Annotated in this window: 21 protein-coding genes; 9 read left to right on the forward strand and 12 right to left on the reverse strand. The window is 65.3% G+C overall.

Features of this window, described 5'->3' with window-relative positions; all coding sequences use genetic code 11:
* From ACJEIK_RS28260 to ACJEIK_RS28280, 5 genes are read left to right on the forward strand one after another with little or no spacing between them, the layout of a single operon-like run.
* A complete protein-coding gene (locus ACJEIK_RS28260) occupies nt 1–1,722 on the forward strand; it encodes a TRAFAC clade GTPase domain-containing protein (RefSeq protein ID WP_409430729.1) in 1,722 nt (573 codons plus the stop codon).
* Between the two features lie 9 nt (nt 1,723–1,731).
* Nucleotides 1,732–1,938 (forward strand): hypothetical protein, encoded by a 207-nt coding sequence (locus ACJEIK_RS28265; RefSeq protein WP_409430730.1) that lies wholly within the window; start codon nt 1,732–1,734, stop codon nt 1,936–1,938.
* Nucleotides 1,939–1,945: 7 nt separating this feature from the next.
* Nucleotides 1,946–3,487, forward strand: coding sequence for an Hsp70 family protein (locus ACJEIK_RS28270; protein WP_409430731.1), 1,542 nt, complete (start codon nt 1,946–1,948; stop codon nt 3,485–3,487).
* 15 nt (nt 3,488–3,502) lie between these two features.
* A complete protein-coding gene (locus ACJEIK_RS28275; protein ID WP_409430732.1) occupies nt 3,503–4,117 on the forward strand; it encodes a VWA domain-containing protein in 615 nt (204 codons plus the stop codon).
* Between the two features lie 20 nt (nt 4,118–4,137).
* The gene (locus ACJEIK_RS28280; RefSeq protein WP_409430733.1) at nt 4,138–4,971 is read left to right on the forward strand and encodes a hypothetical protein; all 834 of its coding nucleotides are present in this window, start codon (nt 4,138–4,140) and stop codon (nt 4,969–4,971) included.
* 191 nt (nt 4,972–5,162) lie between these two features.
* Here ACJEIK_RS28280 and istB read toward each other — a convergent pair whose 3' ends face one another.
* Entirely contained in the window at nt 5,163–5,918 is a 756-nt protein-coding gene (istB, locus tag ACJEIK_RS28285; RefSeq protein WP_074360265.1) for an IS21-like element helper ATPase IstB, read from the reverse strand.
* Between the two features lie 54 nt (nt 5,919–5,972).
* Nucleotides 5,973–7,517: an IS21 family transposase gene (gene istA, locus ACJEIK_RS28290; RefSeq protein ID WP_109558051.1), complete on the reverse strand. Its 1,545-nt coding sequence runs from the start codon at nt 7,515–7,517 to the stop codon at nt 5,973–5,975.
* Between the two features lie 607 nt (nt 7,518–8,124).
* Here istA and ACJEIK_RS28295 point away from each other — a divergent pair.
* Nucleotides 8,125–8,463 (forward strand): hypothetical protein, encoded by a 339-nt coding sequence (locus ACJEIK_RS28295; RefSeq protein WP_409430734.1) that lies wholly within the window; start codon nt 8,125–8,127, stop codon nt 8,461–8,463.
* A 66-nt stretch (nt 8,464–8,529) separates the two neighbouring features.
* On the opposite strand, the gene ACJEIK_RS28300 is transcribed toward ACJEIK_RS28295, so the two are convergent.
* Nucleotides 8,530–8,790 carry a hypothetical protein gene (locus ACJEIK_RS28300; RefSeq protein ID WP_409430735.1) on the reverse strand — a complete coding sequence of 87 codons (261 nt, stop codon included), beginning with the start codon at nt 8,788–8,790 and terminating at the stop codon, nt 8,530–8,532.
* Between the two features lie 14 nt (nt 8,791–8,804).
* Nucleotides 8,805–10,030 (reverse strand): IS3 family transposase gene (locus tag ACJEIK_RS28305; protein WP_085976171.1). Its coding sequence is split into 2 segments (ribosomal slippage): nt 8,805–9,799 and nt 9,799–10,030, totalling 1,227 coding nucleotides; the frame shifts between segments, so codons are not numbered across the junction.
* 650 nt (nt 10,031–10,680) lie between these two features.
* On the opposite strand from ACJEIK_RS28305, the gene ACJEIK_RS28310 reads away from it, so the two are divergent.
* Nucleotides 10,681–11,478 carry a M23 family metallopeptidase gene (locus ACJEIK_RS28310; protein ID WP_409430736.1) on the forward strand — a complete coding sequence of 266 codons (798 nt, stop codon included), beginning with the start codon at nt 10,681–10,683 and terminating at the stop codon, nt 11,476–11,478.
* A 41-nt stretch (nt 11,479–11,519) separates the two neighbouring features.
* Nucleotides 11,520–11,864, forward strand: a complete 345-nt coding sequence (locus ACJEIK_RS28315) for a hypothetical protein (protein WP_409430737.1) — start codon at nt 11,520–11,522, stop codon at nt 11,862–11,864.
* A gap of 706 nt (nt 11,865–12,570) precedes the next feature.
* Here ACJEIK_RS28315 and ACJEIK_RS28320 read toward each other — a convergent pair.
* The 6 genes from ACJEIK_RS28320 to ACJEIK_RS28345 all read right to left on the reverse strand — a co-directional run bounded on the left by ACJEIK_RS28320 (nt 12,571) and on the right by ACJEIK_RS28345 (nt 20,601).
* Nucleotides 12,571–14,922, reverse strand: coding sequence for a type IV secretory system conjugative DNA transfer family protein (locus ACJEIK_RS28320; RefSeq protein WP_409430738.1), 2,352 nt, complete (start codon nt 14,920–14,922; stop codon nt 12,571–12,573).
* 81 nt (nt 14,923–15,003) lie between these two features.
* Complete coding sequence (locus ACJEIK_RS28325) at nt 15,004–16,311, reverse strand: RNA polymerase subunit sigma-24 (RefSeq protein WP_409430739.1); 1,308 nt, start codon at nt 16,309–16,311, stop codon at nt 15,004–15,006.
* A gap of 216 nt (nt 16,312–16,527) precedes the next feature.
* A complete protein-coding gene (locus ACJEIK_RS28330; RefSeq protein WP_409430740.1) occupies nt 16,528–17,421 on the reverse strand; it encodes a hypothetical protein in 894 nt (297 codons plus the stop codon).
* The gene (locus tag ACJEIK_RS28335) at nt 17,411–18,382 is read right to left on the reverse strand and encodes a hypothetical protein (protein WP_409430741.1); all 972 of its coding nucleotides are present in this window, start codon (nt 18,380–18,382) and stop codon (nt 17,411–17,413) included. The genes ACJEIK_RS28330 and ACJEIK_RS28335 overlap by 11 nt, the downstream gene beginning before the upstream one ends.
* 28 nt (nt 18,383–18,410) lie before the next feature.
* The gene (locus ACJEIK_RS28340) at nt 18,411–19,880 is read right to left on the reverse strand and encodes a hypothetical protein (protein ID WP_409430742.1); all 1,470 of its coding nucleotides are present in this window, start codon (nt 19,878–19,880) and stop codon (nt 18,411–18,413) included.
* Between the two features lie 70 nt (nt 19,881–19,950).
* Nucleotides 19,951–20,601 carry a Pr6Pr family membrane protein gene (locus ACJEIK_RS28345; protein ID WP_409430743.1) on the reverse strand — a complete coding sequence of 217 codons (651 nt, stop codon included), beginning with the start codon at nt 20,599–20,601 and terminating at the stop codon, nt 19,951–19,953.
* Nucleotides 20,602–21,046: 445 nt separating this feature from the next.
* Between ACJEIK_RS28345 and ACJEIK_RS28350 the strand changes: the two genes are divergently transcribed.
* Nucleotides 21,047–21,283 (forward strand): hypothetical protein, encoded by a 237-nt coding sequence (locus tag ACJEIK_RS28350; RefSeq protein WP_409430744.1) that lies wholly within the window; start codon nt 21,047–21,049, stop codon nt 21,281–21,283.
* 282 nt (nt 21,284–21,565) lie between these two features.
* On the opposite strand, the gene ACJEIK_RS28355 is transcribed toward ACJEIK_RS28350, so the two are convergent.
* Nucleotides 21,566–21,784: a hypothetical protein gene (locus ACJEIK_RS28355; protein ID WP_409430745.1), complete on the reverse strand. Its 219-nt coding sequence runs from the start codon at nt 21,782–21,784 to the stop codon at nt 21,566–21,568.
* A gap of 54 nt (nt 21,785–21,838) precedes the next feature.
* Nucleotides 21,839–23,001, reverse strand: a protein-coding gene (locus tag ACJEIK_RS28360) for an IS3 family transposase (protein ID WP_099156389.1) whose coding sequence is annotated in 2 segments (ribosomal slippage) — nt 21,839–22,714 and nt 22,717–23,001 — 1,161 coding nt in all. Because the reading frame shifts where the segments join, the coding sequence is not laid out codon by codon here.
* Between the last annotated feature and the right edge of the window lie 25 nt (nt 23,002–23,026).

The following is a 23,026-nucleotide window of genomic DNA, read 5'->3' on the forward strand; positions in this document are numbered from 1 at the left end:
ATGGATGAGCTGGGCGGTTTCCTCGTCTACGCGTTGTTTGTGATCAGCGCAGTCGTCTTCGTTGTGTGGGTGGTGTTGGCCATCGTCATGCGGGTGCTGGCGGTGCTCGTGATGTACTGGGCGGGCACGTTCGCTCTCGGTCTGCTGGTCGGTGTGCTGGGCGGACTGGCCATTCCGATCCGGGTACTGCGCGGACATGCCAGGGTGTCGCCGGTCATCGCCACACCGGCCTCGGTCGTGGCGAACAAGGTGATGGCCACGAAAGCCCGTGGTGCCGCGAAGAACTTCGGGTGGGATCACGCCTGGCCGGTGTACAACCCCTATCAGGCCAAGAACGACGCGCGTGCCGTGGTCGAGGAAACGCGCCTGATCGTCCGTTCGACCTGGAAGTCGGTCTCTCCGAGCAGCTGGAAGAAACCGGGGGCGGCTGCGGCGGGCGCCAAAGGCACCAAGAGCGGCCTGACCGGGCGGGCGCGGCGAGCCCTGACCAACTTGCCCGGCATAGCGTGGTTGGCCTTTGCCGCGGTTCCGGTGGCCGGCGCCTTCGTCGGCGTGTGGATCTCGATCGTGTTCTGGCTGGCGGCCATGGCCATCTTCGGTGGTGCGGTCTATCTCGGCCAGCAAGCGTGGGTGGTCGGTTATCGGTGGTTCGATCAGTTGAGCCGGAAGAAGGATCGCGCCTCACTGAAGTGCAAGAAGTGCTACCGCGAGACCACGATGCCGAGCTACCTGTGCCCCAACCCGAGCTGCGGCGTGATCCACCGAGATATCTCCCCCGGCCCGTTGGGACTGATGCATCGGCGGTGCGAATGCGGTACCGGCTTCCCGACCACGGTCAGCGCCGCGGCCACGAAACTGCAAGCGGTCTGCCCATTTTGCGGTGAGGCTGTCGCCGAAGGATCGGCGACCCGGCGCACGATTCAGCTGCCGACGATCGGCGCCGTCTCGGCCGGCAAGACCCGGTTCCTGGCCGCGGCAGCGACCACGCTCAACGGTGAGCTCTCCCGCCAAGGCGGCTCACTCACCCCGCTGACCGCCGCGGCCGGAGAATTTCTGCAAACGGCTCAGGCGCTGATGAATTCGGGGCAAGCTCCCATGAAGACCGCGGAAAACGACAACCCGGAGGCGCTGCCGTACAAACTGGAAGTCGGGCCCCGCCGGCTCGAGCTGCATTTCATCGACGCGGCCGGTGAGTCGTTCACGAGCATGGACAGCACTCAGAGCCTGGGCTATATCGACACCGCCGACGTACTGCTGCTAGTGCTCGATCCGCTGGGGCTGCCCGGCATCTATGACGAAGCGGTGCGGGCCGGTGTGCCGCAGCGGCTCGGTATCGCCACTGCCGACCAAGAGGACGCGTACGCCAGTGCCATCGACCGCCTACGGGCCGAGAACGTGAAGCTCAAGCAGCGCCACCTGGGTGTGGTGATCACCAAACTCGATGTGCTGCAGAGTCTCCCGTCCGGTTCCGGGATGACTCCGGGCAGTTCGCTCGGCATCCGGCAGTGGTTGATCGGCGTCGGGCAGGATGGGTTGGTGCGACGTCTCGAAGATGATTTCGAGGACAACATCGCCTACTTCGGGGTGGATCTCCTGCGCCAGCGCACCATCGACGATCCAATGCATCCCATCCATGTCTGCCAGTGGGTACTCGACACCTCGAACACCAAGATCATGATCAGCCCGTCGCTGGCCGCGACGGCAGCTGCGGAACCAGCGTAAGGCGGCACGATGAAAGACGGAATTCCCGCTATCTACTGGACCTTTCGCTACGCGTGGAGCGTCGCGCACCTGGTCATGGTGGCGCTTCTGGGCATCACTCTGGCAGCGTGGCTGTTGGAGGACAACCGTGGCGTCGAGCTGTTCAATTACGGCTACTACTGGGTGCAAGACCTGAGCAATCAGCTCGCTTCCCTGGTGCCGTTCCCGTGGAGCTGACATCGCTATGACCGCGCACACGATCGGGATCGATCTCGGTACCACCTACTCATGCGTATTCAGTTGCGCGCGAGGCGAACAGACGCTGATCCGGGCCTCGGACGGGGCAGACCTCACGCCTTCGGTCGTCTACTTCGACGATGACGGTTCGGTACAGGTCGGCGCAGATGCCAAGGCGCACCTGCGCGACGACCCGGACAACGTGGTGGTCGGTATCAAGAGGCAGATGGGCCGGGAGTTCCCGCTCCAGTTCGCCGGCCAGACCCTGACACCCGAGGCCATTTCGGCACTGATCCTCAAACGTCTGGCCAGGGACGCTGCGGAAGCGCTGCACTGCAGCCTGGCTGACCTCAAAGCGGTGATCACCGTACCGGCGTACTTCGGGGTCGCCGAAAAAGAGGCCACGCACGCCGCCGCCAGGATCGCCGGGCTGGCCTGTCTGCAGTTGTTGGCCGAGCCAGTGGCGGCCGGATATGCCTATGGTGCGCACAAGGATGCGGCAACCACGTCGCTGGTGTTCGATCTTGGCGGCGGAACGTTCGACGTCGCGGTTGTCGGCATCGACCGCGGCACCCCGAGAGTCTGGGCAGTGGACGGCGAAACACGACTGGGTGGTCTGGACTGGGACGCCAGGCTCACCGACATGCTCTGGGAGCAGATCGAACAACAGGTCGGCGACACCGATGACCTCCGCGACGACGAGGAATTCGCCGGGGAGTTGAGCGCTGCCGCGGAGCAGATCAAAAGGCAACTGAGTCAGTCGGTGTCGGCGCCAAAGACGATCAGGAACGGCCGCCACAAATTCGCTCTGTCGGTGTCCCGGGACGCGTTCGAGGAAGCGACCCGCGACCTGGTTCTGCAATGCGGTCAGAGTGTCGACCGGGTGACGTCGGCCGCCCGTGCACTCGGCGCACCGACGATCGGTCGCGTGCTGCTAGTCGGCGGATCGACCCGGATGCCGATGATCCGCGACTACTTGGCCGCGTTGCTACACGTTCCCGTGGAGATCAACGACCCGGACAAGGCAGTCGCCCGCGGTGCCGCGGTGCTTGCCGAACAGCTCGGTCAGCCGGCGCTGATCAACCGGCCGTCCGAGGTGGCCAGAATCACCCCAGTCCTGCCGAGATCGCTTGGGCTGTACACCCATTCGAGTCACGAGCCCTGGCGGCCCGACCCGTACATTCGACCGGCCCTCCCGGCCAACACACCACTGCCCATCGTGAACTACGAGATGTCGGTGGGCACCATTCTGAACAATCAGGAACGGGCCCGCATCCGCCTGTACGAGCAGGGCGGCGCAGTCGTGTCTGAACGCCCAGAGGACAACCGGCTGATCTTCGACGGGGAGGTGTCAGAAATCCCCGCAGCGAAAGGCGGTAGCGAAATCAAGTTGCTCATCTCGGTGGGGATCGACGGGCGTATCTCGGTCGTCGCACGCTGCCGTAAGAACAAGCCGCTGCCGATGGAGTGCTTCATCGAGGGCGTCCTCGATGACGATGAGGTCGTCCGCCAAACCCAGACCGTCGCCAAGCTGATGCTGGCCGATTAGCAGTAAGGGGAGCGCATGGCCGGCTGGACCAAGAAGAAATTCGATGCCGATCCGGTAACCGAATACCTGCCGGGACCCAACCTGGACCGGTTGCGGGCGAGCTTTATGGGAGCGGTGATTCTTGCGCTCGACGTGAGCGGGTCGATGTACGGTGCCCGCCTGGAACAAGCGCAGAAAGGCTGCCAGCGGTTCATCGATGAGGCCGTGGCCGACAACTACTCGGTGGGTGTGATTTTGTGGCACCACGGCATCGGCGCATTCAGCGCGCCCGACGCGTCGCCCACGAAGGCCCGCGCCATGATCGACTCGGCGACCGCCAACGGCGGCAACAACATCGTTCCGTGTCTCCAGGACGCGCACGCAGCACTCCTGAAAACACCCCCCGGCGATCGCGTGGTTGCGATCTTCGGCGATGGCGATCTCGGCGATCCTCAGTCTGCCGCCGACGCGGCCGCGCTGCTCAAAGCTGATGGTATTCGGATCATTACCTGTGGTTTGGGCGACGAGAGCGCCGCCCAGCTCGACGTGATTTCCACCGAACAATCCGAATCTCCGCGCGCGGCCACATCGGACACCATCGCCGACTCCATCGCATCCATGGCCCGTGGGCTTGTCCGCCGGCCTTCGTGAGCGGCTGACCATCCATGGAGGTGGCGACTGGTCTCGTCGTCGTTCTCGGCGTTCTGATGATGTCCTACTACTTCATCCTCGGGAGGCACGTCGGCGTTGGGCGGGTTCTCGACGGTAGGGACAAATGGGTCAGCAACACCACCTTCGGTGGGTCCGTAGCGGCATTCCTCGAAGGCGTCATCGTGGTTCTGGCCTCGGCAGAGATCGCTGTTGCCGGAGGCGGCGAAGGGCGGTCCTTCACCGCGGGCGCGTTCCTGGGTGGAGTCGCTTTGGTGGGTCTACGGATACGGCGTTGGTGGCCAGGAAGGCTCGGCTATGAACTGTTCTACAGTGTTCTCGGTCTCGTGGCCTCAATCCCCGCGATAGTCCGACTTGTCGGAGCTGCGGGCTGTGACGCAGGGACAACGCAGACCGTGCGCATTGTCGGGGCCGTGCTGATGGCCGCGTCCTGGGCGGCTCTGCTGACTCTTGGTCTATTGGTCAAGGCAATGTCCGGCTTTCGTTCGGCCCCAACCGGTTTGGCGGCATTCGGTGCCGTCGACGTCATCATCTATTTGTCGGGGCCGCTCGGCGACGGGGCCTCCGCGGCGGGGGCCGTCGTGCTGTTGGTTATTGCGGCCGCCATCGGCGCCGCGGCTGCGTTCGCCTCCGGCATCGTCATGATGGCATGCGGCCTGTTTCTCGGTTTTGCGCAATTCGCAACAGTGACTACCGGGCATGGTGCTGAATGCGGTCAGCTGATCTCCACGACGCCCGTGGCCATGCTCGCCGGATACGTGCTCGTGTTTTGGCTTGGCGCGCAGCTTGTTTCGAAGAGGAAGCTCCGCCGGATACGCGTCTTCGGACGGAAATGACGCGGCGACGGGTCACCTGAGCGGACGAGCCGCGATGCCCCCCGCCGTCATTGCCTCCTGTTGCACAGCGTCGGATCAAGGGATGGCTCGTGATCGCCTGTCGTCGGTCACGTAATTCCCCAGGGGTTGCTGTCACGTAATTCCCCAGGTGTGGGCCTCGTGTTGGTCTTACCGGTCGGGGCGGGCGTTGTCTAGGTGGTGGTGCGGCCGGGTCGTTTCCGGGGTCGGTAGCTGGGTCCGTCCATGAGGACTTGGTGGCTGGTGTTGATCAGTCGGTCGAGTAGGGATTCGGCCACGACGGGGTTGGGGAACAGCGGGTACCAGTCTTTGGGGGCGCGGTTGCTGGTCAGGATGAGGGGTTTGCCAGCGATGGCCCGGTCGGAGACCAGATCGTAGAGATCGTCGGATTGGGTGGTGGTGTGCTCACGCATCGCGAAGTCATCGACGATCAGTACCAGGGGCCGGGTGTACTCGCGCATGCGCTGGCCGATGGTGCGGTCGGCGTGTCCGCCGGCAAGGTCGGCGAGCATGCGGGCGCATTTGACGAAGCGGATGTCCCCGCCGCGGCGGGCTACGTGATGTCCGAGTGCTTGTGCCACATGGGTTTTGCCGACGCCGACGGGGCCGTAGAGGATGACTGATTCGCCGGCGTCGAGCCAGCGCAGGGCGGCCAGGTCGCGCAGCATCGCGGCGGGCAGTTTCGGGTTGGCGGTGAAGTCGAAGTCTTCGAAGGTGGCCTGTTCTTCGAACTTGGCGCGGCGCAATCGCCGTGTGAGAGCGGCGGATTCGCGGCGGGCGATCTCGTCTTGACAGAGGGCTTGCAGGAATTCGAGGTGGCCGAGGCCGCCGTCGCGGGTTTGGGCGAGCCGGGCATCGAGGGTGTCGAGCATGCCGGACAGTTTCAGGGTGCGCAGCGCGGTGCGTAGCGCCGGATCACAGATAGACATGGTGGGCTTCCTTTGAAGGTTGATTATGTTGCAGCAGTGTGGAATTGGTGACGATCAGGCGATGATGCCGGTATCGGTGCCGAACTGGTCGGGGCCACGCAGAAACGCCCCCGCCGCGCCGGTGCTGGCGGGCGGTTCGTCGCCGGCGTGTTCGGTGCCGGCGGCCAGGATGCCTTTGATGGTGCGGTAGGACGGGTCACCGACGGCGATGGCGCGGGCGCACGCGGCCTCCAACCGGTCGCAGCCGTGTTTGTCGCGCAGCCCGAGCACTCCTTGCGCGGCGCGCAGATGGTGGATGGCGTTGTCGGCCATGAACGCGGCGATCACCGCGACGCAGGCCGGGCCGACCAGTTCGGCGGTGCGCCGGCACCAGGTCGGGGTTTTCATCGCGAACGCGACCTTCTCCGGCGGGTAATGGGCGAAGTCGGTCGAGCGCCCCGATGGGCGGCGCACGTGGATGGCCACCACCGCATCGGCGTGAAAGACCTGTACCACGTCGCCGGCGGTGCGGGCATGCAGGCGTTGCCCGATCAGCCGCCACGGCACCGAGTACAACGCCTTGCCGACCTTGAGGTGCGCGTCGGTGCCGACGGTGCCGATCGACCAGGTGGACAGTTCAAATACTCTGGGCGGCAACCCGATCAACGCGCTGGCTTCGATCGCTTCAAACACCCGCAACGGCGGCGCGCCCTCCAGTGCCCGACACGACCTCGCCCCGGCCACCTCGATGCTCCAGCGCTGGGCGTCGGTTTGCATCGCGGGCAGCCCGTCGAACTGGCGGCCGCGCCAGAACGAATCCCGGATGTATTGCATGGGCCGTTCGACGCGGGGTTTGTCTTTGGGTTTGAACGCCCGCGCCGGGTCGATCAGGGTGCCGTAGTGGGTGGCCAGCTCGGCATAGGCGCGGTTGATCTTCGGGTCATACAGGTCGGGTTTGTCCACCCCGGTCTTGAGGTTGTCACACACCAACCGGGCCGGGACCCCGCCGAAGAACTCGAACGCCGCGACATGGCAAGCGCACCAGGTGGTTTGGTCCATCCGGATCACCGGGCGCACGAACAGGTGCCGCGAACACGCCAACACCATCACGAACGCCCACACCGCCACCCGGCGGCCCACCGCGGGATCGAACCACATGCCCAGGCGACCGTAGTCGATCTGCGCTTCACTGCCCGGCTCGACCGGCCCGCGCGGCACGGTCACCTTCGCTCGTGCCACCTCTTCCGCGAAATGTGTTGCGATCCAACGCCGAACCGAGGACTCCGACACCGCTACCGCATGCTCGTCCCGCAACCGCTGAGCGATCGTGGCGATCGTGACATCGGCATCGAGCCAGGTCTTGATCTGGTCCCGGTGCGGTTCGATCAGCGGCCAGGTCAGCGCCCGCGCCGCAGGATCGGACAGTTCCGGGAACCACCCGCCGATCAGCTCCGACCACTGTGGCGCGGTCAGCGGCTCCGTACCCGGGCCGATACCCGCCGCGACCGCCGGAGCCAAATATTTGCGGACGGTCTTGCGGTCAATGCCCAGCGACTCCGATAACTGGACCTGCGAACGGCCCGCGTGCCAGTGGGTGAACAACTCGACCAAATCGAGCATCACGATACTTCTCCTCGCCATCAGCGCCCTTCCATCCACCATCAGATGGATGCAGAGCGAACCGGTAAACGAGGCCCACACCAGGCAGACACACCGCCCAGGGTGGGGAATTACGTGACAGCCAGGGTGGGGAATTACGTGACGGACAACCCCTCAAACCTGGGGAAATACGTGACCGCTGACACCGAAATTTCGGCCTGTGGCTGACTATGCACACAGTGGGCCAGCACCCACGCAGGCTCAGAAGATCGCGAGTGCTGGATCGCGAAGCGACGGAAGCCACTTGATGATCAACGGGTCTCTACACGCTCGTGTGCATCGACAACGCCACGATTGTCGGGGACCTGGCGGTTGTTCGCGCCACGGCCAAGTTCGGAAGTGGCAATGATTACGGACAGGCCGCAATCGGCATTAGCTGGATTTCAATACTTCCCGGAAATTCCGGGATATATCAACCGTTTGACCGACATACTTCGAGACATCGGGTTTGCTAAGTTTCGCGAGTGGCCACTGATCCCGGCCATGGCCGGCGTCGGGACTCCGTCGACCTAGACGTTGTCGCGACGTCCCAGTCCGATCGACCAACGAACAGAACGGAATTCTCGAGGTGAAGATCAAGCATGTCGCTACCGGAGCACTGGTGGCGTTGACGGCGACGTCGTTCCTGCTCGCGGGATGTTCAAAGCACCAGAGTTCATCGTCGAGCTCGAACTCGGGCAGCTCTTCGTCAAGCGGATCGAGTGCCATCGGGACCGGTGGCGATATGACGTGCAAGGCGTTCCTCGCGCAGGACAAGCAGGGAAAGAACGCCACCATCGAGGAATTCCTTTCCTCCCGCGGCCAAAGCACGTCCAAGTCGAATATCACTGCGACTCGGCTCTCGGCTGAAGCCTTCTGCCACACAACGGGTAAGGACAAGTACGTGAAGAACGTCGAGACCGGATAGGATGTGGCGGGCAACCGGTCGGCCTCGGCGTCGCTGTGATCAGCCCGGACTGGCTCGCCGGAGCGGTCAGCCCGCGATCCAATGGTCGCCCAACCGGATCGGCGCCGCGACAGCAGCGGCATCGGTGCCGGACACCGGCCCCAGGAGCGACTCGTCGGCGACGTCGATGATGCCGTCCTGGATGGCGCGGATGAACAGGGCAAACTTGGTATTCGCGGGGCGGTCGACCGCGGCGTATCGGTCACGAATCCGCTGAATATGGGTCTTGACGGTGCTCTCGGTGACGAAAAGTTCCTGGGCTGCGCGCTCTTTGATCCGCCCCGGCATGTCGGGAGGTTCTCTTATCTGAGTGCCTCCTCGGCATGAGGGTGCCGTTGGCGATGGTAGTAGAGCGCTTCGGCCCGATCGGGGGTCAGGTCCTGGCAGTAGCCGTTGGGTCGCTGACGGTTGTAGAAGGCCACCCATTCGGCGGTCCCCAGCGCCAGTTCGGTGGCACCGGGATAGAGCGGCTGGCGGTCGATGAGTTCGGTCTTGTAGCTGCTGTTCACCGATTCGGCCAGAGCATTATCGAAACTATCCCCGACGGATCCGACTGAAGGCAGGATCCCCTCAGCGGCCAGACGTTCGGTGAACGCGACCGCGGTGTATTGCGAGCCCGCGTCGCTGTGGTGGATAAGTGAATCCAAAGATGCTGCACCCGAACGCTTTCTGGTGTCGATAGCGTGGTCGATCGCATCGGTCACCAGCTTCTGGGTCATCTCGGTAGCCACCTTCCAACCCACGATCTTGCGGGCATAGACATCGGTGACGAACGCCGTGTAGGCCCAGCCGGCACGAGTCCGGCAGTAGGTGAAATCGGCCACCCACAATCGGTCAGGCGCACCGGCGACGAAATTACGCCGGACCCGATCCGGGGCTCGCGTCGCTGCCGGATCGGCGACGGTGGTGCGCACCCGCCGGCGCTTGCACGCACCCCGCCAACCCATCTCCCGCATGACCCGTTCCACGACACAGCGCGATACGTCGATACCATTGGTGCGCAATACAATCCATGTTTTACGAGCGCCCAGGACTCGGTACAGACTCTGCGATTGGCGAAGCTGCCAGATCGCATCGATCACCTGCGCATCGGCCCAGTCGGCTTTCGAGGGGCCCTGACGGGCGCGGTGGGCGTAATACGTCGACGGGGCGATCGTGACGCCGTACTCGGAAAGCACAGCGCACATCGACTCGACACCCCACTTGAGACCATCAACGCCCACCCGCATGTGCTGGTGGGCGCTGATGAACTCCACGACTACTGAGAGGGCCGGTCGAGCTCGGCGGCGAAGAAAACCGAGGCCGCCTTCAAGATCGCGTTGGCCCGCTTGAGTTCGGCATTCTCCCGGCGCAGCTTGCGCAGGACCTCGGATTCCTCGCTGGTCTGCCCCGCCCGAGAGCCGGCGTCGATCTCAGCCTGGCGGACCCATTTGCGCACCGTTTCGGCAGTACCGACGCCCAGCAGGTCAGCAACCCGGCCCATCGCCTCCCACTCCGAAACTGTCTCGCTGCGCAGATCGGCCACCATCTGCACCGCCCGCACCTTCAGCTCGTCTGGATACCGCCTCGATGACTTCGATCCCACGTGCCCATCCTTCCCAACGGAAGAACTCTCCAGACACGCCGGGGCGGATCACTTTCGTGTCATGCATCAACCAGGCGATCAGGATCTCCCGTTGCCGGCGGGTAAGGTAGGGGTGCTGGATCGCCCGACCCGAATTGGGGATGCTCCATGGGCGGCAGGAGTGGCAGTATGAGCTGGTCGGTTCGGCGCTGGAATGCATGAGAGGTCCCTCCGGTGGAGTGCGGGCTGCACTACACCGACCGATTCCCCAGAATCATCGGCCGCGGCGTTTACTTCGGACGAAACCCGATTCGAGTCAACCTCGTCAGGACAACATCAACGCACTCGCCGACCTGCGGCGTCGCGTGGAGTGTGCCGATCCACGACGGCGAATCCGATTGTGACGCAGAGTCACTGCCTTGACAGGCAGTGACAGCCGACAACTCACGACCTCTCGTGCAGTTCAATTCACCGATTTCGCCTGGATATGTCGGTCAAACGGGTGAATTTTGCTCACAAGCCCGGTCGGTGCCCGATAACGCGTAACGCCGCCCCGGGGGATCGGTATACCCAGCGTAGAGCCGTCAAGGCTGACCCGAACGCAAGGGAGCGCGATGATCATCCGCACCGCCACGTTTGCCCGCACCGCGACGATCGCCGCATTGACGGCGTCCGCCGTGGCGCTGGGCGCACCGCCGGCCGCCTTCGCCGATGCCTCGGCGGCCGTGAAAGCCAAGACCCAGCGCATGTCCGCCGCCAACCTCACCTCGAACCAAAACGGGTGGTACAACCCCGGCGACCGCATCACCCTGGTCTGCTCCACCCGCGGACAGGCGGTAAAAGGCTTCTTCAGCTTCAACATCCCCAACGGCGGCTGGGACAACCTCTGGTACAAGACATCTGACGGCCACTACGTCGCCGACGTCGACATCGAGACCGGCACCCTGAACGTGGTGGCGCCCGACTGCAGCACGCCGCCGCCGGTCAACAACGCACCCCAGCAGTCCGGCGCTGGGTTGCGGGTACCGCTGGACGGTGCGCCGCCCATCAGCCGTGGCTTCGGCAACGGGCACGATGGCATCGACTACGCCGTCGGAACCGGCACGCCGGTCTATGCCGCCGGAGACGGCGTGGTCACCTTCGAGGGATACGGCGCCAACAACAGCTGGATGACCGGCATGGCCGGCATCTGCATGCTGATCAAACACTCCGACAAATACACCGGCTATGCACACCTCAGCCGCACCGTGACCAACAGCGGCCAGCAAGTGTTCAAGGGTCAACTGATCGGCTACACCGGCGCCACGGGCGAGGCCACCGGACCGCACCTGCACTTCGAAGTGCTCCCGCTCAACCCCGACTGGAGCGACCACACCTACCACGGCCGCATCGATCCGGCCCCGTTCCTGTGACCAGTCATGCAGGCCTCGCGGCACCACGGAATGGACACCCCATGACCAGGACTGGACTGACCGCCGCCATCGCGGCGGCGATCACCCTCGCGCTCGCCCCACCCGCGGTCGCCGATCCCGACCCGCATCTGCCCGACGGCGCCGCCAACTGGTGCCCCGGCGGCCAGCGACCCGGCTACGGCGGCCAACGGCACTGCCTCGGAATGCCATTCGCCGACGGCACTTTCTACGAGCAGACATGGTCTTACGGCCCGAGCGGCTTCTTCGCCCCCGGCCACTGGTTCGGCTTCGCCCACTGCAGCCGATGGATCGAAGGGTCCATCCAGGGTGCCGTGCCAGGAACCGGCGCCTGCGGTGACGGCCCGATGTCCCCCGACGTCGGCTAGGCCGTCGACGTGCAACCCGCCCGTATCGTACCCAATTTCGCATGTGCATAACGCTTCTCAGCTCCACGCACATCTCAGCCGGCGCTGCCTTGACGTCCCAACGGAACGATGGTCACGTCGATCGCCATCGCGGCAGCGACCAAACCAGGGCAGCTTCGCGTACTCACTATCACGACGTCGGGCGATTCAGAACGGACGCAGTCGACCGGGTTGAGCGCCACGCCAACGAGCCTGTCGGTGCGTTCGTCCAAGCTCAGCGTCTCTGGACAGGCGTGCTACTCGAAGCCATTTTGGGATCGCCCGGCTGTCAGCTACCGATCCCGCCCAATAGAGGGGAACGACCTCCGTAGGACGGTATGCGACTGATCGGCGACCGCGGAGCAGCCGGCGAGCGTCACGGCCGCGACCGTAGCGTTGATCGCTGCGGTGCCCCGCATCATGGTGGTGGACATAAAGATTTCTTTCGACGAGGCCACCGTCGGTGGTGGTGGTCAAGATGATCGCCAATCCCCCAGGGGTTTTGGTGGTGTGTCATGGTCGGTGTAGCCGGGAAAGCAACACCGGAAGACCTTCGGCACGGTTACCGTCGTGGCCCCGCGCCCGCATCGGCTCCGGCCGCTCACAACAATCACCCGTTCGGACGACAACACCGGCCCCCAGACCACCCGGACTTCCCCGCCATCCACCCAGCCGAAGTGCCGGGCGCTCAGAAGGCGCGCGCCCCCGACTTGGTGTCCTCCCCCGGCGACGCATCGCAGGCTCCGCCATCGGATGCCCCCGGCGAAGACTCGGCAGATGCCGACGACTTCTGCTGCACGACAGGGGAATCGGCATCTTCGGGCTCCGTCTTGGCCACAGCCAATCGTTGCCGCTTGGCCAGCCAGTCATCCAGGAACGAGCCGCCGCCCGCGGCAGACGACGGCTCATCGGGTCTGACCTTCGTCGGGGGCTGCCGCGGCGGGGCGGGTCGGGGGGCCCGCGGCATGTCCATGTGGAGCGCGGTGACGTTCGAAACGCCGGCGACAGCGGTCGTGGTGACCGACCGGTGCGGTGCGACGAGGTCCAGGTGTGTCGCGTTCTCCACAGCCCTGATGTGCTCCGCCAACGCTGCCCCCCGCCTCGGCACGGCCCGGTCGTTGTGATCGATCATCAGCGTGTGCGGGAACGACGGTCCCACGGCCGAGCTGCGCACGATGATCGAGGCCAGGTCCGGCAAGGTGACCAGCGCCGCGGGATTCACCATGTCGCCGAGTCGCCGGGCCAACTGTGCGGCGTCACTGGCAGCACAGCGAAAAGCGATGGTGGTGGCCACATTACCGCCCACTGCAGGACACAGGTCTTCGTCCAGCTGGTCGAGGTACTGGTGTGCCAGTACCACCGACAGGCCGAACTTGCGGCCTTCGGCGAGCATGTTGGTCAGTGACCCGGAAATCAGGGTGTGCGCCTCATCCACCATCACCGTGAACGGCCGTTCCGGGTGCCGGCGCCGCAGTGCCCCTTCCCAGACGCGGCCCAAGTACAGGTAGCCGAGCAACCGGCTGGCCGATTCGCCGAGGGTGGCTTTCGACAGATCCAACAGAATGATGCGACCCTCATCCATGGCAGCCGCGAAATCGATGGCGTCAGCACCGGAACCGAGGATGGCGCGCATAGCGACGGTGCCCGAGAGCGGCCCGAACTTCGAATTCACCCACGACAGCAAGTCGCCATGCTCGTCCGATCGAGACGACAACTTGAATGTCTGCCACCAAGTCCGCAGTCGCTCGTCCGTGGAGCGGGCGACGGCGTTGGTCATGAAGCGTTCGTCGGCGCAGGCGATCGGCACATCCAGCAGCGACGCGCGGGTCCCGTGCATCACTGCCAGTGCCCGCAGCACCATGGCCACGTGGTCGAGGAAGCGTGGCCCCACGATCCCGGTGTGCCGCTTGTCGAACAAGTATTGAAATGTCGCGCATGTTTCCTGGATCGTGATGTCCCGCCGCACCGGATCGCTCTCGGCCAGGGGGTTGAGCGGCACCGGGTGATCCACATCGCCGCAGCGGATCAGCCACACCCGGTCCCGCGCCAGCGCCGGCAGCTCGGCCAGGACACGGTCGCACAGCTGCCCGTGAGGATCGGCGATCAGCCCGCCATCCCCGCGGGTCGCCAGCCCGGCGACCATGCCCGCGAGCGCCGACGACTTACCGGTGCCGGTCTGGCCCAGCACATGAACGTGGCGGAGTCGTTCGGCTGTGGATAGTTCGACCGGGATCGGGCGACCGCCGCCGGTCACCGCCTGCCCGATCCGCAGGCCCCGTTCCGTGGCCCGCCGATCCGGAGCCACCGGGATCGGTGCCGCCGGGCCCGGGTACGTCCCGGCCAGCATCGTGGCACCGGCGACCGGGATCTGCAGCACCATCGGCAGACCCGAAACGTCCACATGGACTCGCACCGGGTCCACGCTGGAGTCGCTGGCGATCAGCAGGTCCGGAAACCGTCGGCGGAACTCCGCGCGCATCCGCAGGGACGGTTCCGCGTCCGTGGTCAGGGCCCATAGCCGGGCCTCCCACCTCGGCTGCGTCGATGCCCGCGGGGCCCGCAGCTCGATGTGCAGACCATGACCGGGCAACGCGGAGAGGTCCTCGACCAGCTGCCTCGGCGTGGCGTCGTTCGCGGGCACCAACGCGGTTACCCCACGCGGGTCGGGCCCGCGGCCGAAACCGATAGAGCCGCAGCGGTGTTCGGCGACGATGGGCCACCACATGGCATCCTCGTCGAACTCCGCGCAGACCGTCGTCTCCGCGACGGGCTGCAGAATGTCGTTCACCGCGGCAGCCAGCGCTCCCGTGGCTGGGCCGGCTTCAACGGCCACCGTCACCGCCACCATGCCGTCCGTATCGGTCATCAGCCTCAGACGGAGTGTGGCGTCGGGAACTTCGGCGAGCACCTCCCCCAGCGCGACCGGCAAACTGTGACGAAGCCGCGCACAATCCTGATCAGGGTTAGGACGCGCCGTCGCCAGTTCGACACCCTGCCACCGCGGTGCGGGTTCGAATTCGTGCCGTTCGGAGCCGATCATCGACAGTCCTTTCTGGGTGGGGCGGACGACCCACCCGCTGCTGCAACCGATTTCCCGGACCGGACACGGCGCGCCGGCCGGCTATCCCCGGCCAACCGCCGTACCTGTGGGCGCTGCGTCAGCGGTGTGGTCGCCCCGCAGCGCGGTCAGCGCCAACCGGCTGATCCGGCGGGCCGCCGTCGGGTTCGGCGCCAGGCCGACGGCCACCGTCTCCAGACCGGTGGTCACCTCATCGCGGCCGCGCGAGCGTCCCGCCGTCAGTTCCAGGACATGCGCGGCCAAGCGGGCGCGCCGCGAGTCGGCCACCTCGGGATCGGTCAGGAAGTACCGCAGCAAAGTCTGGCGGGCCAGCGCCTGTTCGGAGCCGGCCTCGGGGTCCCCCAACGCCGCGGCCGCGTCGAGCACCAGGTGCAGCATCGTGTCCGCGGCATCCACCACCAGAGTGTCGTCTCGGAGCGTATCTTCGCGCTCCACTGCCTCGGAATCGCTGATCTCGCGCGCGGCCCGCTGTGCTGCCTTGCCTGCGAAATCGGTTGCCGTGTTGGCCAATGCGGTGCGCACGAAACCCATGTCGAGGGTGCCGTCAGGGTCGTTGCGCAACGCCACAGTCAGCTTGAGCATGGTCTGCGCCACGATGTCCTCGGCATCGGTGCCGTAGCGGCGAGCCGCCCGCCGCAACTCGGGCAAGTGCTCGGCGGCGAACGCTTCCAGCCGCGCCGCCGCGCTGGCGCCGATCGTGGTGGGCACGGCCTGCTTGTCCAGTGCTGCGGTAACCACCGCCGAGGCCAGCCAGTCGAGGTCGGCCATGATGAGCCACAGATAGGACTCTGTGCTCGCTCCGACGCCGACCCGCGCTTGTATCGCCTGGGCATGCGGCCGGACCTGACCGACCACAAATCCGCGCAGTTGGCGGCGGGTCAGGCCGCTTTCTGGGTGCCGCGTCGCGACCAGGCGCGCCGCGGCATCGGCCACCGGCGTGCGGGCCAGCTGTATCGCCGCGGCCAAGGGCGCCATCAGCTCAGCCAACCGGCCGAAGGCCAAAGCTTCCTCACGCGGGACGTCGCCCCGGATCGTGGCGGTGCGCGCGGCGGCGAACGCCTCGACATCGATCCCCGCCGCCCGCAGCACCGACTGGGCATGCCCGGCCAGCCGGCTGCGCCCGCGTTGACGGCCGGTCTGCAGCAGCTCGGTCAGCAACTGCTGAGTGAACTTGGCCAGGTCGTTCACCGTGATGGCGTATTCAGCGTGCGCGCGCACCCAGCTCTCGGCGACCTCGGCAGTCGCCGCGGCGCGCGTCCAGAGCCGCGGGGCGGCCGGCCTCGCCGCTATCGCATCGAAGACGGGGGTTTGCTCGATCGTAGATCGAAGTTCGTCGTTGCGTCCGCTCATCGCTGACTCCTCCGGTAGGAGGTCGGCTTGTGCCGACCATCCCCCGGAGGGTGTCAACCGATGTTTTTCCAGGTCGTAGCGCTGACGACACTGCGGTCGTCAAAACGGCGACCGCAGAATCGGGAAATTCGGGACCTGCGGCATCCGGCCCATCACCAGATTTCTGGGTGCCGGCGAACTGCCGGAAAAAGTTGCCGCAACCGAGACCCGCCTGTCTTAGCGCGGCGAGTCGAGCACCTTCCGCAACGTGCGCGCGAGAGCGTCGACCGCCGGCAGCGAATGCCACAGCGCGTGGTGGCCGGGGATGCTCATCTCGGCCACCGGAATGCCGCGCCGCTGCAGGTCGGCCAACGGCGGATCACCCGCTGCCGTGGACAGCGCACTGCGGTCACCCCGGATGATCACCAGTCTCCGCGCCGGCGTGGCCAGCAGATCGGTGTACAGCCGGCCGTGCCGCAGCGCCAGCGCCAACGCCAGCAGGTCCCGGCGCCGTTCGTTCGGTGGCCGCGTCCCGGGTCGGCGATCCCAGGGAGCGACCACATGGGGAATGTCCTCGTTGCAGGACAGATAGTCATCAAGCCGGCGGTCTTCACGCCACGACGCGGCTAGCAGATGCAGCGCCCGCCACCGGTGCAGTGCCACCGGTTCCACCAGTACCACCTCACTCACCGGCCATCCCTGTTCAGCGGCCGCGCAGGCCATCGCCGCAGCGATCGAGGCGCCCAGGCTGTAGCCGAGGAAGGAGACCGGCGCGGCCGCGGCGTCGCCCTCCTCCAGGGCCGTCCGAGCCGCGGTGAACATCCGAGCCGCGACCGGACCAAAGTCACCCTGGCGCAGCGCTCGCCGCTCCGGGGCCAACAGGCGCGATCCCGGCGTACCGAAGCCGGGTGTCTCCACAATGACCAGTCGTGCCCTCAACCGCTCGGCGATAAGGGCAAACCGTTGCATCTCAAACGGTTCGATCCATGACCGGATGCCCTGCACCACGATGAAAGTGCGATCACCCGGCCGTCGGCGGCCGTCCGTGGAAGCCACCAGCAGCGGAGACCCAGCCTCCCCCGGCCGGGGATGGGTGACCGCCGACCAGCCCGGATGCTGATCAGTAGCCACCGTAGGGGTCCTCCTCGGCGATCCGAAGCTGGTTGGCGCGGTGGTAGGACAGGGCTGCGCGGGTATCAGGTGCGGTGAAGAAGGTGTGGTAGTCGTGACTCTTCAGGAAATCCAGCACCGGGTTGTGGCCATTCCAGTGCCGGGCCGATTTCGCCGTCCGCAGGTCCGGCCATCCACCGGTGTCCATATCGAATGCGGTCAGGATGCGGTGCAAAGCGGCCTGCCACCGGCACATGATCTGCACGTACACATCCGATTCCAGGCCCCGGCCCCCGAACCGCGCCTTTACCACGTTGGTGAACTCGGCAAGGGTGCCGCGGTACCCGCACTGGCGGTAGCCGTTCAGCCAGTCGAAAGCTTCCGCCGGCAAGGTGAGGAAATTCAGGCTGTCTGTGAGTTGGGTGAAACCCTCTTCAGCGCGGCTCAACTGCTGGTTGATTGGCAGAAAATGCTCCGGCGTGTCGGACATCAGCGCGTGCTGAATGGCCGACGGTGAGGTTTGTGCGTTGATCGCGCTCGCCTGCAGCCATACCCGCGCCGCAAGTTGGAACATCAGTGAATGGTTGGCATTGAGCTCACAGAACCCGTAGAGGGCAGTGTCCGGAGCGTGTTGCTTGACGTACAGCATGGCGCCGAGCCCGGTCGTCACATTCACCTGAGGGATCCCGACGGTGGTATGCCAGTCGTGCTCGCGCCGAGCGCGCTCGACACGGTCGGCGGACCCGCCGCCGGCCGCGATATCGGGGCAGTCGGGCTCGGTGCACGGATACCGCAGGTACTCGTAACCCGGCCATGTCGAGGTGTTCAGGTGGAAATCGATGATCGCCCCGTCAAGGATTTCCAGGTCGTTCCGCATACCGGCGAGCTCGTTCGCCTCAAAGGCGGTTTGAATCAACAGGGTCTCGGTGCCGACTTGCGTCTTGAACGTCTGGCTCCGCCCACCGTGGTCGTCCAGCAGCAAATAGATGCGGTGATCGGTGACGGCTTGGTCAGACATTGCGGAGCTCCCTCAAATTGGTCGGTGGTTTCTTCACCGGCCAGCTCGCCCGGATCTCCTTGCCCTGCGTCGGGTCGGCGATGTCGACGGGATGCTGGGTGAGGCCGTCCCGGCTGCCGCGCGCAAGCAGTTCGGTGTGCAGCCAGGCCGTGGTGGAGCCGGCAAGGCCCCAGTTGGTAACCAGCGGCAGCGGGTCGCGCACGTTGATGTACACCTGGCCGGCTCGAACCGCACCGACGACCGTCACGGGAACCCGGGCTGGCACCCCTTGGTCGTCTCTGCCCAGCGCCTGCTGCCGCCGCTCAACTGCCTGGCCGACGTTGATCAACAGCGCTGAGATCAATGAGCGTGCCAGCGTGTAGTTTTCGGACTGCAGGTCGTCAAGGCGGATGTCCGTGGTGAGCGCCAAGCCTCTGTCCGACGCGTGCTTGCCTGCGATGCCGGCCAGTGAGGGCCGTTGTCCTTGCCTCAGCCACTGTTCACGATCGACGGCCTCCGACATCAGGCTGATCAGCGGAGCCAGCTCCGCAGCCCGGATCCGCAATTCGACGGGCACCGAATCGTTGTTCGCGATACCACGGGTAAAGGACCGGATATCGGTATTGGTGTTGTGATAGTCCTTCGACAGCGCCCGCTTCGCGGCAGCCTGAACCTCGGGAATTTGCTCGGCACTGGCACGCAGGACTCGTTCGTACTCACGCTGTTTTGTACCGATGAGAACCGGAAACGTGCACAGCGCCCAGGCCAGCGGTTCCATCTCGGGTGCCCAACGGCCCGCCGCGATAGAACCGGCCACCATGGCGGTCATCGCGGCCATGATGATCAGCCACACGTGCGGCCGTACGGCCCGGAACATCCGGTGTCCCCGTCCTGGGCTCTGATTCGCCGAGTAATGGGTGGCATCGGCGAGGAAGCTTGTCATCGCCGACACTCCGTAGGCCGCGGCGGCGGCCAGCGTCAGCACTTTCGGCCAGGTCGGCTGCCCCGAGCCAGACAGGTAGGCGACGGCCACGATGTTGCACGGCACCGCCACCGCGCCGATCATCCCGGTGACGTTGACCAGGGTCCTCGCATGGGCGGATTCCGCTACCGTCGCAAGGGATTTCATCATTGCTCGACCCGGCTCTTCGCTTGCCGCGATGATCGGCTCCAGCATGATTTCCAAAGCCACCTGTATAACCGACGGGATCAGCAGGACCCAGGTCAGCGGCCAGGTGCCGGGTGTCAAGCCCAGAAAGAATGCCATCAGCCCCAGAAGAGCACCCCGAGTGACGAACGGCCGTATCCGGTCGTAATGGAAGATCCGCCGGCTCGTGACATCAGCGGCCCAATGGGACATCGGTGCCGGGGCCGTCATGTCCCGAAGTATCTGCCGCCACGGGTTGTCCACCCGGCACAGGTCGGGGATCAGATCCACCCCGGCATAGGGATCCTCGGAGTGGGGCGATTCCGCATCGGTCATCGGTTAGGCCTCCAAGTTCCTCGGGTGGTGGCACCATTCAAATCTGCCTCTGCCGCCCGGGTCGTGAAATTCACGACACACCGATCCCCGATTTGTCTGCGCACCCGAACCGCCCGAGTGCACCCAGTGCTGTGCCGGTCACCGCGATCAGCAGCGCCAAGGCGCCGGCGGCCAGGCCGACCATGCCCCACCCCATCTGGCCGGGCGCGAGGAACGGATACGGAATCACCGCGGCCCCCCGTATACCCACCATGGTGCACAAGCCGATCAGGTAGGCCACCGGCCACGCAAACGCGTAACCCACTGCCGCGCAGCCACGAATACCATTGCACCGCAACAGACAGCCGGCACTCACCAACACCGGCGCCACCGCGTGGAACAGCACCGTGGCCACCCGCACCACAGCATCGTCGTGACCCTGGAACCAGGCGCCACTGGGGCTTGCCGGCGCGATGATCGCCGCGAAGACCACCGCCGACACCACCACCCCCACCGCTGCGGTGTGACGCAACGCCGGCAGCCAGAGGGCACGTGGCACCGCCAGATCAGCGGCGGCACTCAATCCGGCGAGAATGGACGAGTCCACCGTGAAGTACCACAACGGGAATCGGGGATCGGTGTGCTGCAGGAACTGGCATGCAACCGCGACCACTTGGTTGATCAGCAGCACCGCGGTCATCAGCTCGGCGGCCCGCGTAGACCGGGACAGATCGGCGTGCACGGTCCTATTGTCCGCAGGCGTTTTCACCGGTGGTTCCGGGCCCGCTTACCGGTCCCCCGCGCATGCCATCGAAGTGCCTTTGGCGCGCTCGGCCGGAGCGCGCCAACGACGCGCTTGGCTTGGACTCAGACCCGACCGGTGCCGTGGCTTCGCGAGCAGTTGACCCAGTTGCCGAAATCGCTGATGCCGCCGGTGCCGTTGCACTTGGGACACACGCTCCGGCATGCGCGGAACAAGAATCTCATCGTGACCTCCGTCGATCGTCGTAGAACGTCGTCTGATCGTGTCCGAGCGGTGCGACGAAATCTGTCCCCCGTACGGGCTACATCGGGAGCGGTCACGGTGCGCGCCGCGGGCTATCGGGCGCTGGCCGGCGTTCAGAAGTGCGTGAAATTATTGTCCAGGAGAACGATTCGCTTGATCGGCCCCGCGACCCGCCAACGGCGTGAATTCGCTGGTCGGGTGGAACGGTGGGTTTCACCCGCCGGCGTGTGATTTTGGTTCATTGGTCGAGACCGATGAAGAACCGGCGAAGTGCCTCGTCGTCGATGCCGATCAGGCGGTCCCGGATGGCGCGGATGAACAGGAAGAACTTCGTGCCGGCGAGGCGACCGACGTCGATATAACTCTGCCGGATGCGCTGAATGTGGTCTTGGCATCTTGCGTAACCCGTTGTGCCTGAACATGGTTGTCCCGCTGCGAATCCCCCGCACGCGCTCCGTACGACAGCTATATCGACGACGCAGTGCAGCCGCCCGTTGAATACGCAAAGGCGTGGCTTGCAAATGCCTTTGCCCTGCAACTCAGCCCGGCGTAGCTGGGTGGCGAGCCTTTCCACCAAGTCGGGCCTCACCAGGCCGGTCTCGAGGGTGACGGTCGCGACGCGGTCATATCTGGGCCAATGCCGCCGCCAGGCCCACCGCGCTAAGCCGTCGAGGTCGGCGGCATCAATCCAGCGTTGAGGCTATGCACGGGGGTAATCAATCACCTGCGTGCCACCAAAGGATTTCACCACTTCGAATAGTGTGGGGAGCTTGTCGCAGGCGGACTTGATGGTCTCCTCGTTGCCGAGCAGCGTTTCCACGTCATCCACCGTCTGGGACGTTCCGGCCAACAGCTTGCCGATCGTGTCACTGGGAACTTGGGTACCTTGAAAGCTAACAAAGGTCAGCGGATATTCCATCAGTTTGTAGCGCTGAACGATGGGGTCTGCTGCACGATCAGGTGACAGTTTCGGTCACGCGGCCTGACTGGCCGGTGTGGTCATGATTGCTTCGAATTCGATCGGGGTCAACCGCCCGAGGCCGGACTGGCGGCGGCGCCGGTGGTAGGTGCGCTCGATCCAGGTGACGATCGCGATACGGAGTTGTTCTCGGGTGTCCCAGCGGCGGCGGTCGAGCACGTTCTTCTGCAGCAGGCTAAAGAAGCTCTCCATGGCGGCGTTGTCGCCGGCGGCTCCGACACGGCCCATAGAGCCGACCATCTCGTGTTGATTCAAGGCGTGTACGAATTTCCTTGACCGGAACTGAGATCCGCGATCCGAGTGCAGAATGCACCCCGCGACATCTCCGCGTCGGGCTACCGCGCTGTGTAGTGCCCGGATGGCCAGTTGTGACTTCATTCGGGAGTCGATGCTGTAGCCGACGATCCGGTTGGAGAACACGTCCTTAATCGCACAGAGGTAGAGCTTGCCCTCACCGGTGCGGTGCTCAGTGATGTCACTGAGCCACAACTGATTTGGCCCTTCAGCGGTGAAGTCACGCTCGACAAGATCGTCGTGCACCGGCGGCCCGACTTTGCCGTTCTTGCCGCGTTTCTTACCAAACACGCTCCACAGTCGATTCTGCGAGCAGATCCGCCATGCGGTGCGCTCGGCCATCGGCTCGCCGGCATCGCGCGCCTCCTCCACGAGGTAGCGGTAGCCGAACTCCGGATCGTCTGCGTGCGCGTCGAACAGCGCATTGGCGCGGTAGGCCTCGATGAGTTCGGCCTCGGTGATGGGGTCGGCCAGCCAGCGGTAATACGGTTGGCGGGAGAGCTTGAGTACCCGGCACGTCACCGCGACGGGGATCCCGTCGGCGGCGAGCTCTTTCACGAGCGGGTAGACCCTTTTCCCGGCAGATTGGCCTGCGATAAATACGCTGCGGCCCGACGCAGCACCTCGTTCTCTTGCTCTAGCAGTTTGATCCGCCGTCGGGCTTCGCGCAGCTCACCGGACTCGCTGGCGCTCTTGCCGGGCTTGGTGCCTTCGTCGATGTCGGCCTGACGGAGCCATTTCTGCAGCGTCATCGGGTGCACTCCGAAATCGGTGGCGATCTGCTCGATCGTTACACCGTCATCGCGGTTGCGAGCGACCCGGACGACGTCGTCGCGGAACTCGCGGGGGTAGGGCCTTGCCATGGGGACATCCTTCCAGCCCGCCCAT

Origin of the sequence: Mycobacterium sp. SMC-16, assembly GCF_046250085.1 — a bacterium.
Lineage (GTDB): Bacteria > Actinomycetota > Actinomycetes > Mycobacteriales > Mycobacteriaceae > Mycobacterium > Mycobacterium phocaicum.

What these genes read in the sequence shown, in the direction of transcription:
- ACJEIK_RS28260 (WP_409430729.1), top strand. Translation starts at nt 1, where the DNA reads ATGGATGAGCTGGGCGGTTTCCTCGTCTACGCGTTGTTTGTGATCAGC.
- ACJEIK_RS28265 (WP_409430730.1), top strand. Translation starts at nt 1,732, where the DNA reads ATGAAAGACGGAATTCCCGCTATCTACTGGACCTTTCGCTACGCGTGG.
- ACJEIK_RS28270 (WP_409430731.1), top strand. Translation starts at nt 1,946, where the DNA reads ATGACCGCGCACACGATCGGGATCGATCTCGGTACCACCTACTCATGC.
- ACJEIK_RS28275 (WP_409430732.1), top strand. Translation starts at nt 3,503, where the DNA reads ATGGCCGGCTGGACCAAGAAGAAATTCGATGCCGATCCGGTAACCGAA.
- istB (WP_074360265.1), bottom strand. Translation starts at nt 5,918, where the DNA reads ATGTCTATCTGTGATCCGGCGCTACGCACCGCGCTGCGCACCCTGAAA.
- istA (WP_109558051.1), bottom strand. Translation starts at nt 7,517, where the DNA reads ATGCTCGATTTGGTCGAGTTGTTCACCCACTGGCACGCGGGCCGTTCG.
- ACJEIK_RS28300 (WP_409430735.1), bottom strand. Translation starts at nt 8,790, where the DNA reads ATGCCGGGGCGGATCAAAGAGCGCGCAGCCCAGGAACTTTTCGTCACC.
- ACJEIK_RS28310 (WP_409430736.1), top strand. Translation starts at nt 10,681, where the DNA reads ATGATCATCCGCACCGCCACGTTTGCCCGCACCGCGACGATCGCCGCA.
- ACJEIK_RS28315 (WP_409430737.1), top strand. Translation starts at nt 11,520, where the DNA reads ATGACCAGGACTGGACTGACCGCCGCCATCGCGGCGGCGATCACCCTC.
- ACJEIK_RS28320 (WP_409430738.1), bottom strand. Translation starts at nt 14,922, where the DNA reads ATGATCGGCTCCGAACGGCACGAATTCGAACCCGCACCGCGGTGGCAG.
- ACJEIK_RS28325 (WP_409430739.1), bottom strand. Translation starts at nt 16,311, where the DNA reads ATGAGCGGACGCAACGACGAACTTCGATCTACGATCGAGCAAACCCCC.
- ACJEIK_RS28340 (WP_409430742.1), bottom strand. Translation starts at nt 19,880, where the DNA reads ATGACCGATGCGGAATCGCCCCACTCCGAGGATCCCTATGCCGGGGTG.
- ACJEIK_RS28355 (WP_409430745.1), bottom strand. Translation starts at nt 21,784, where the DNA reads ATGGAATATCCGCTGACCTTTGTTAGCTTTCAAGGTACCCAAGTTCCC.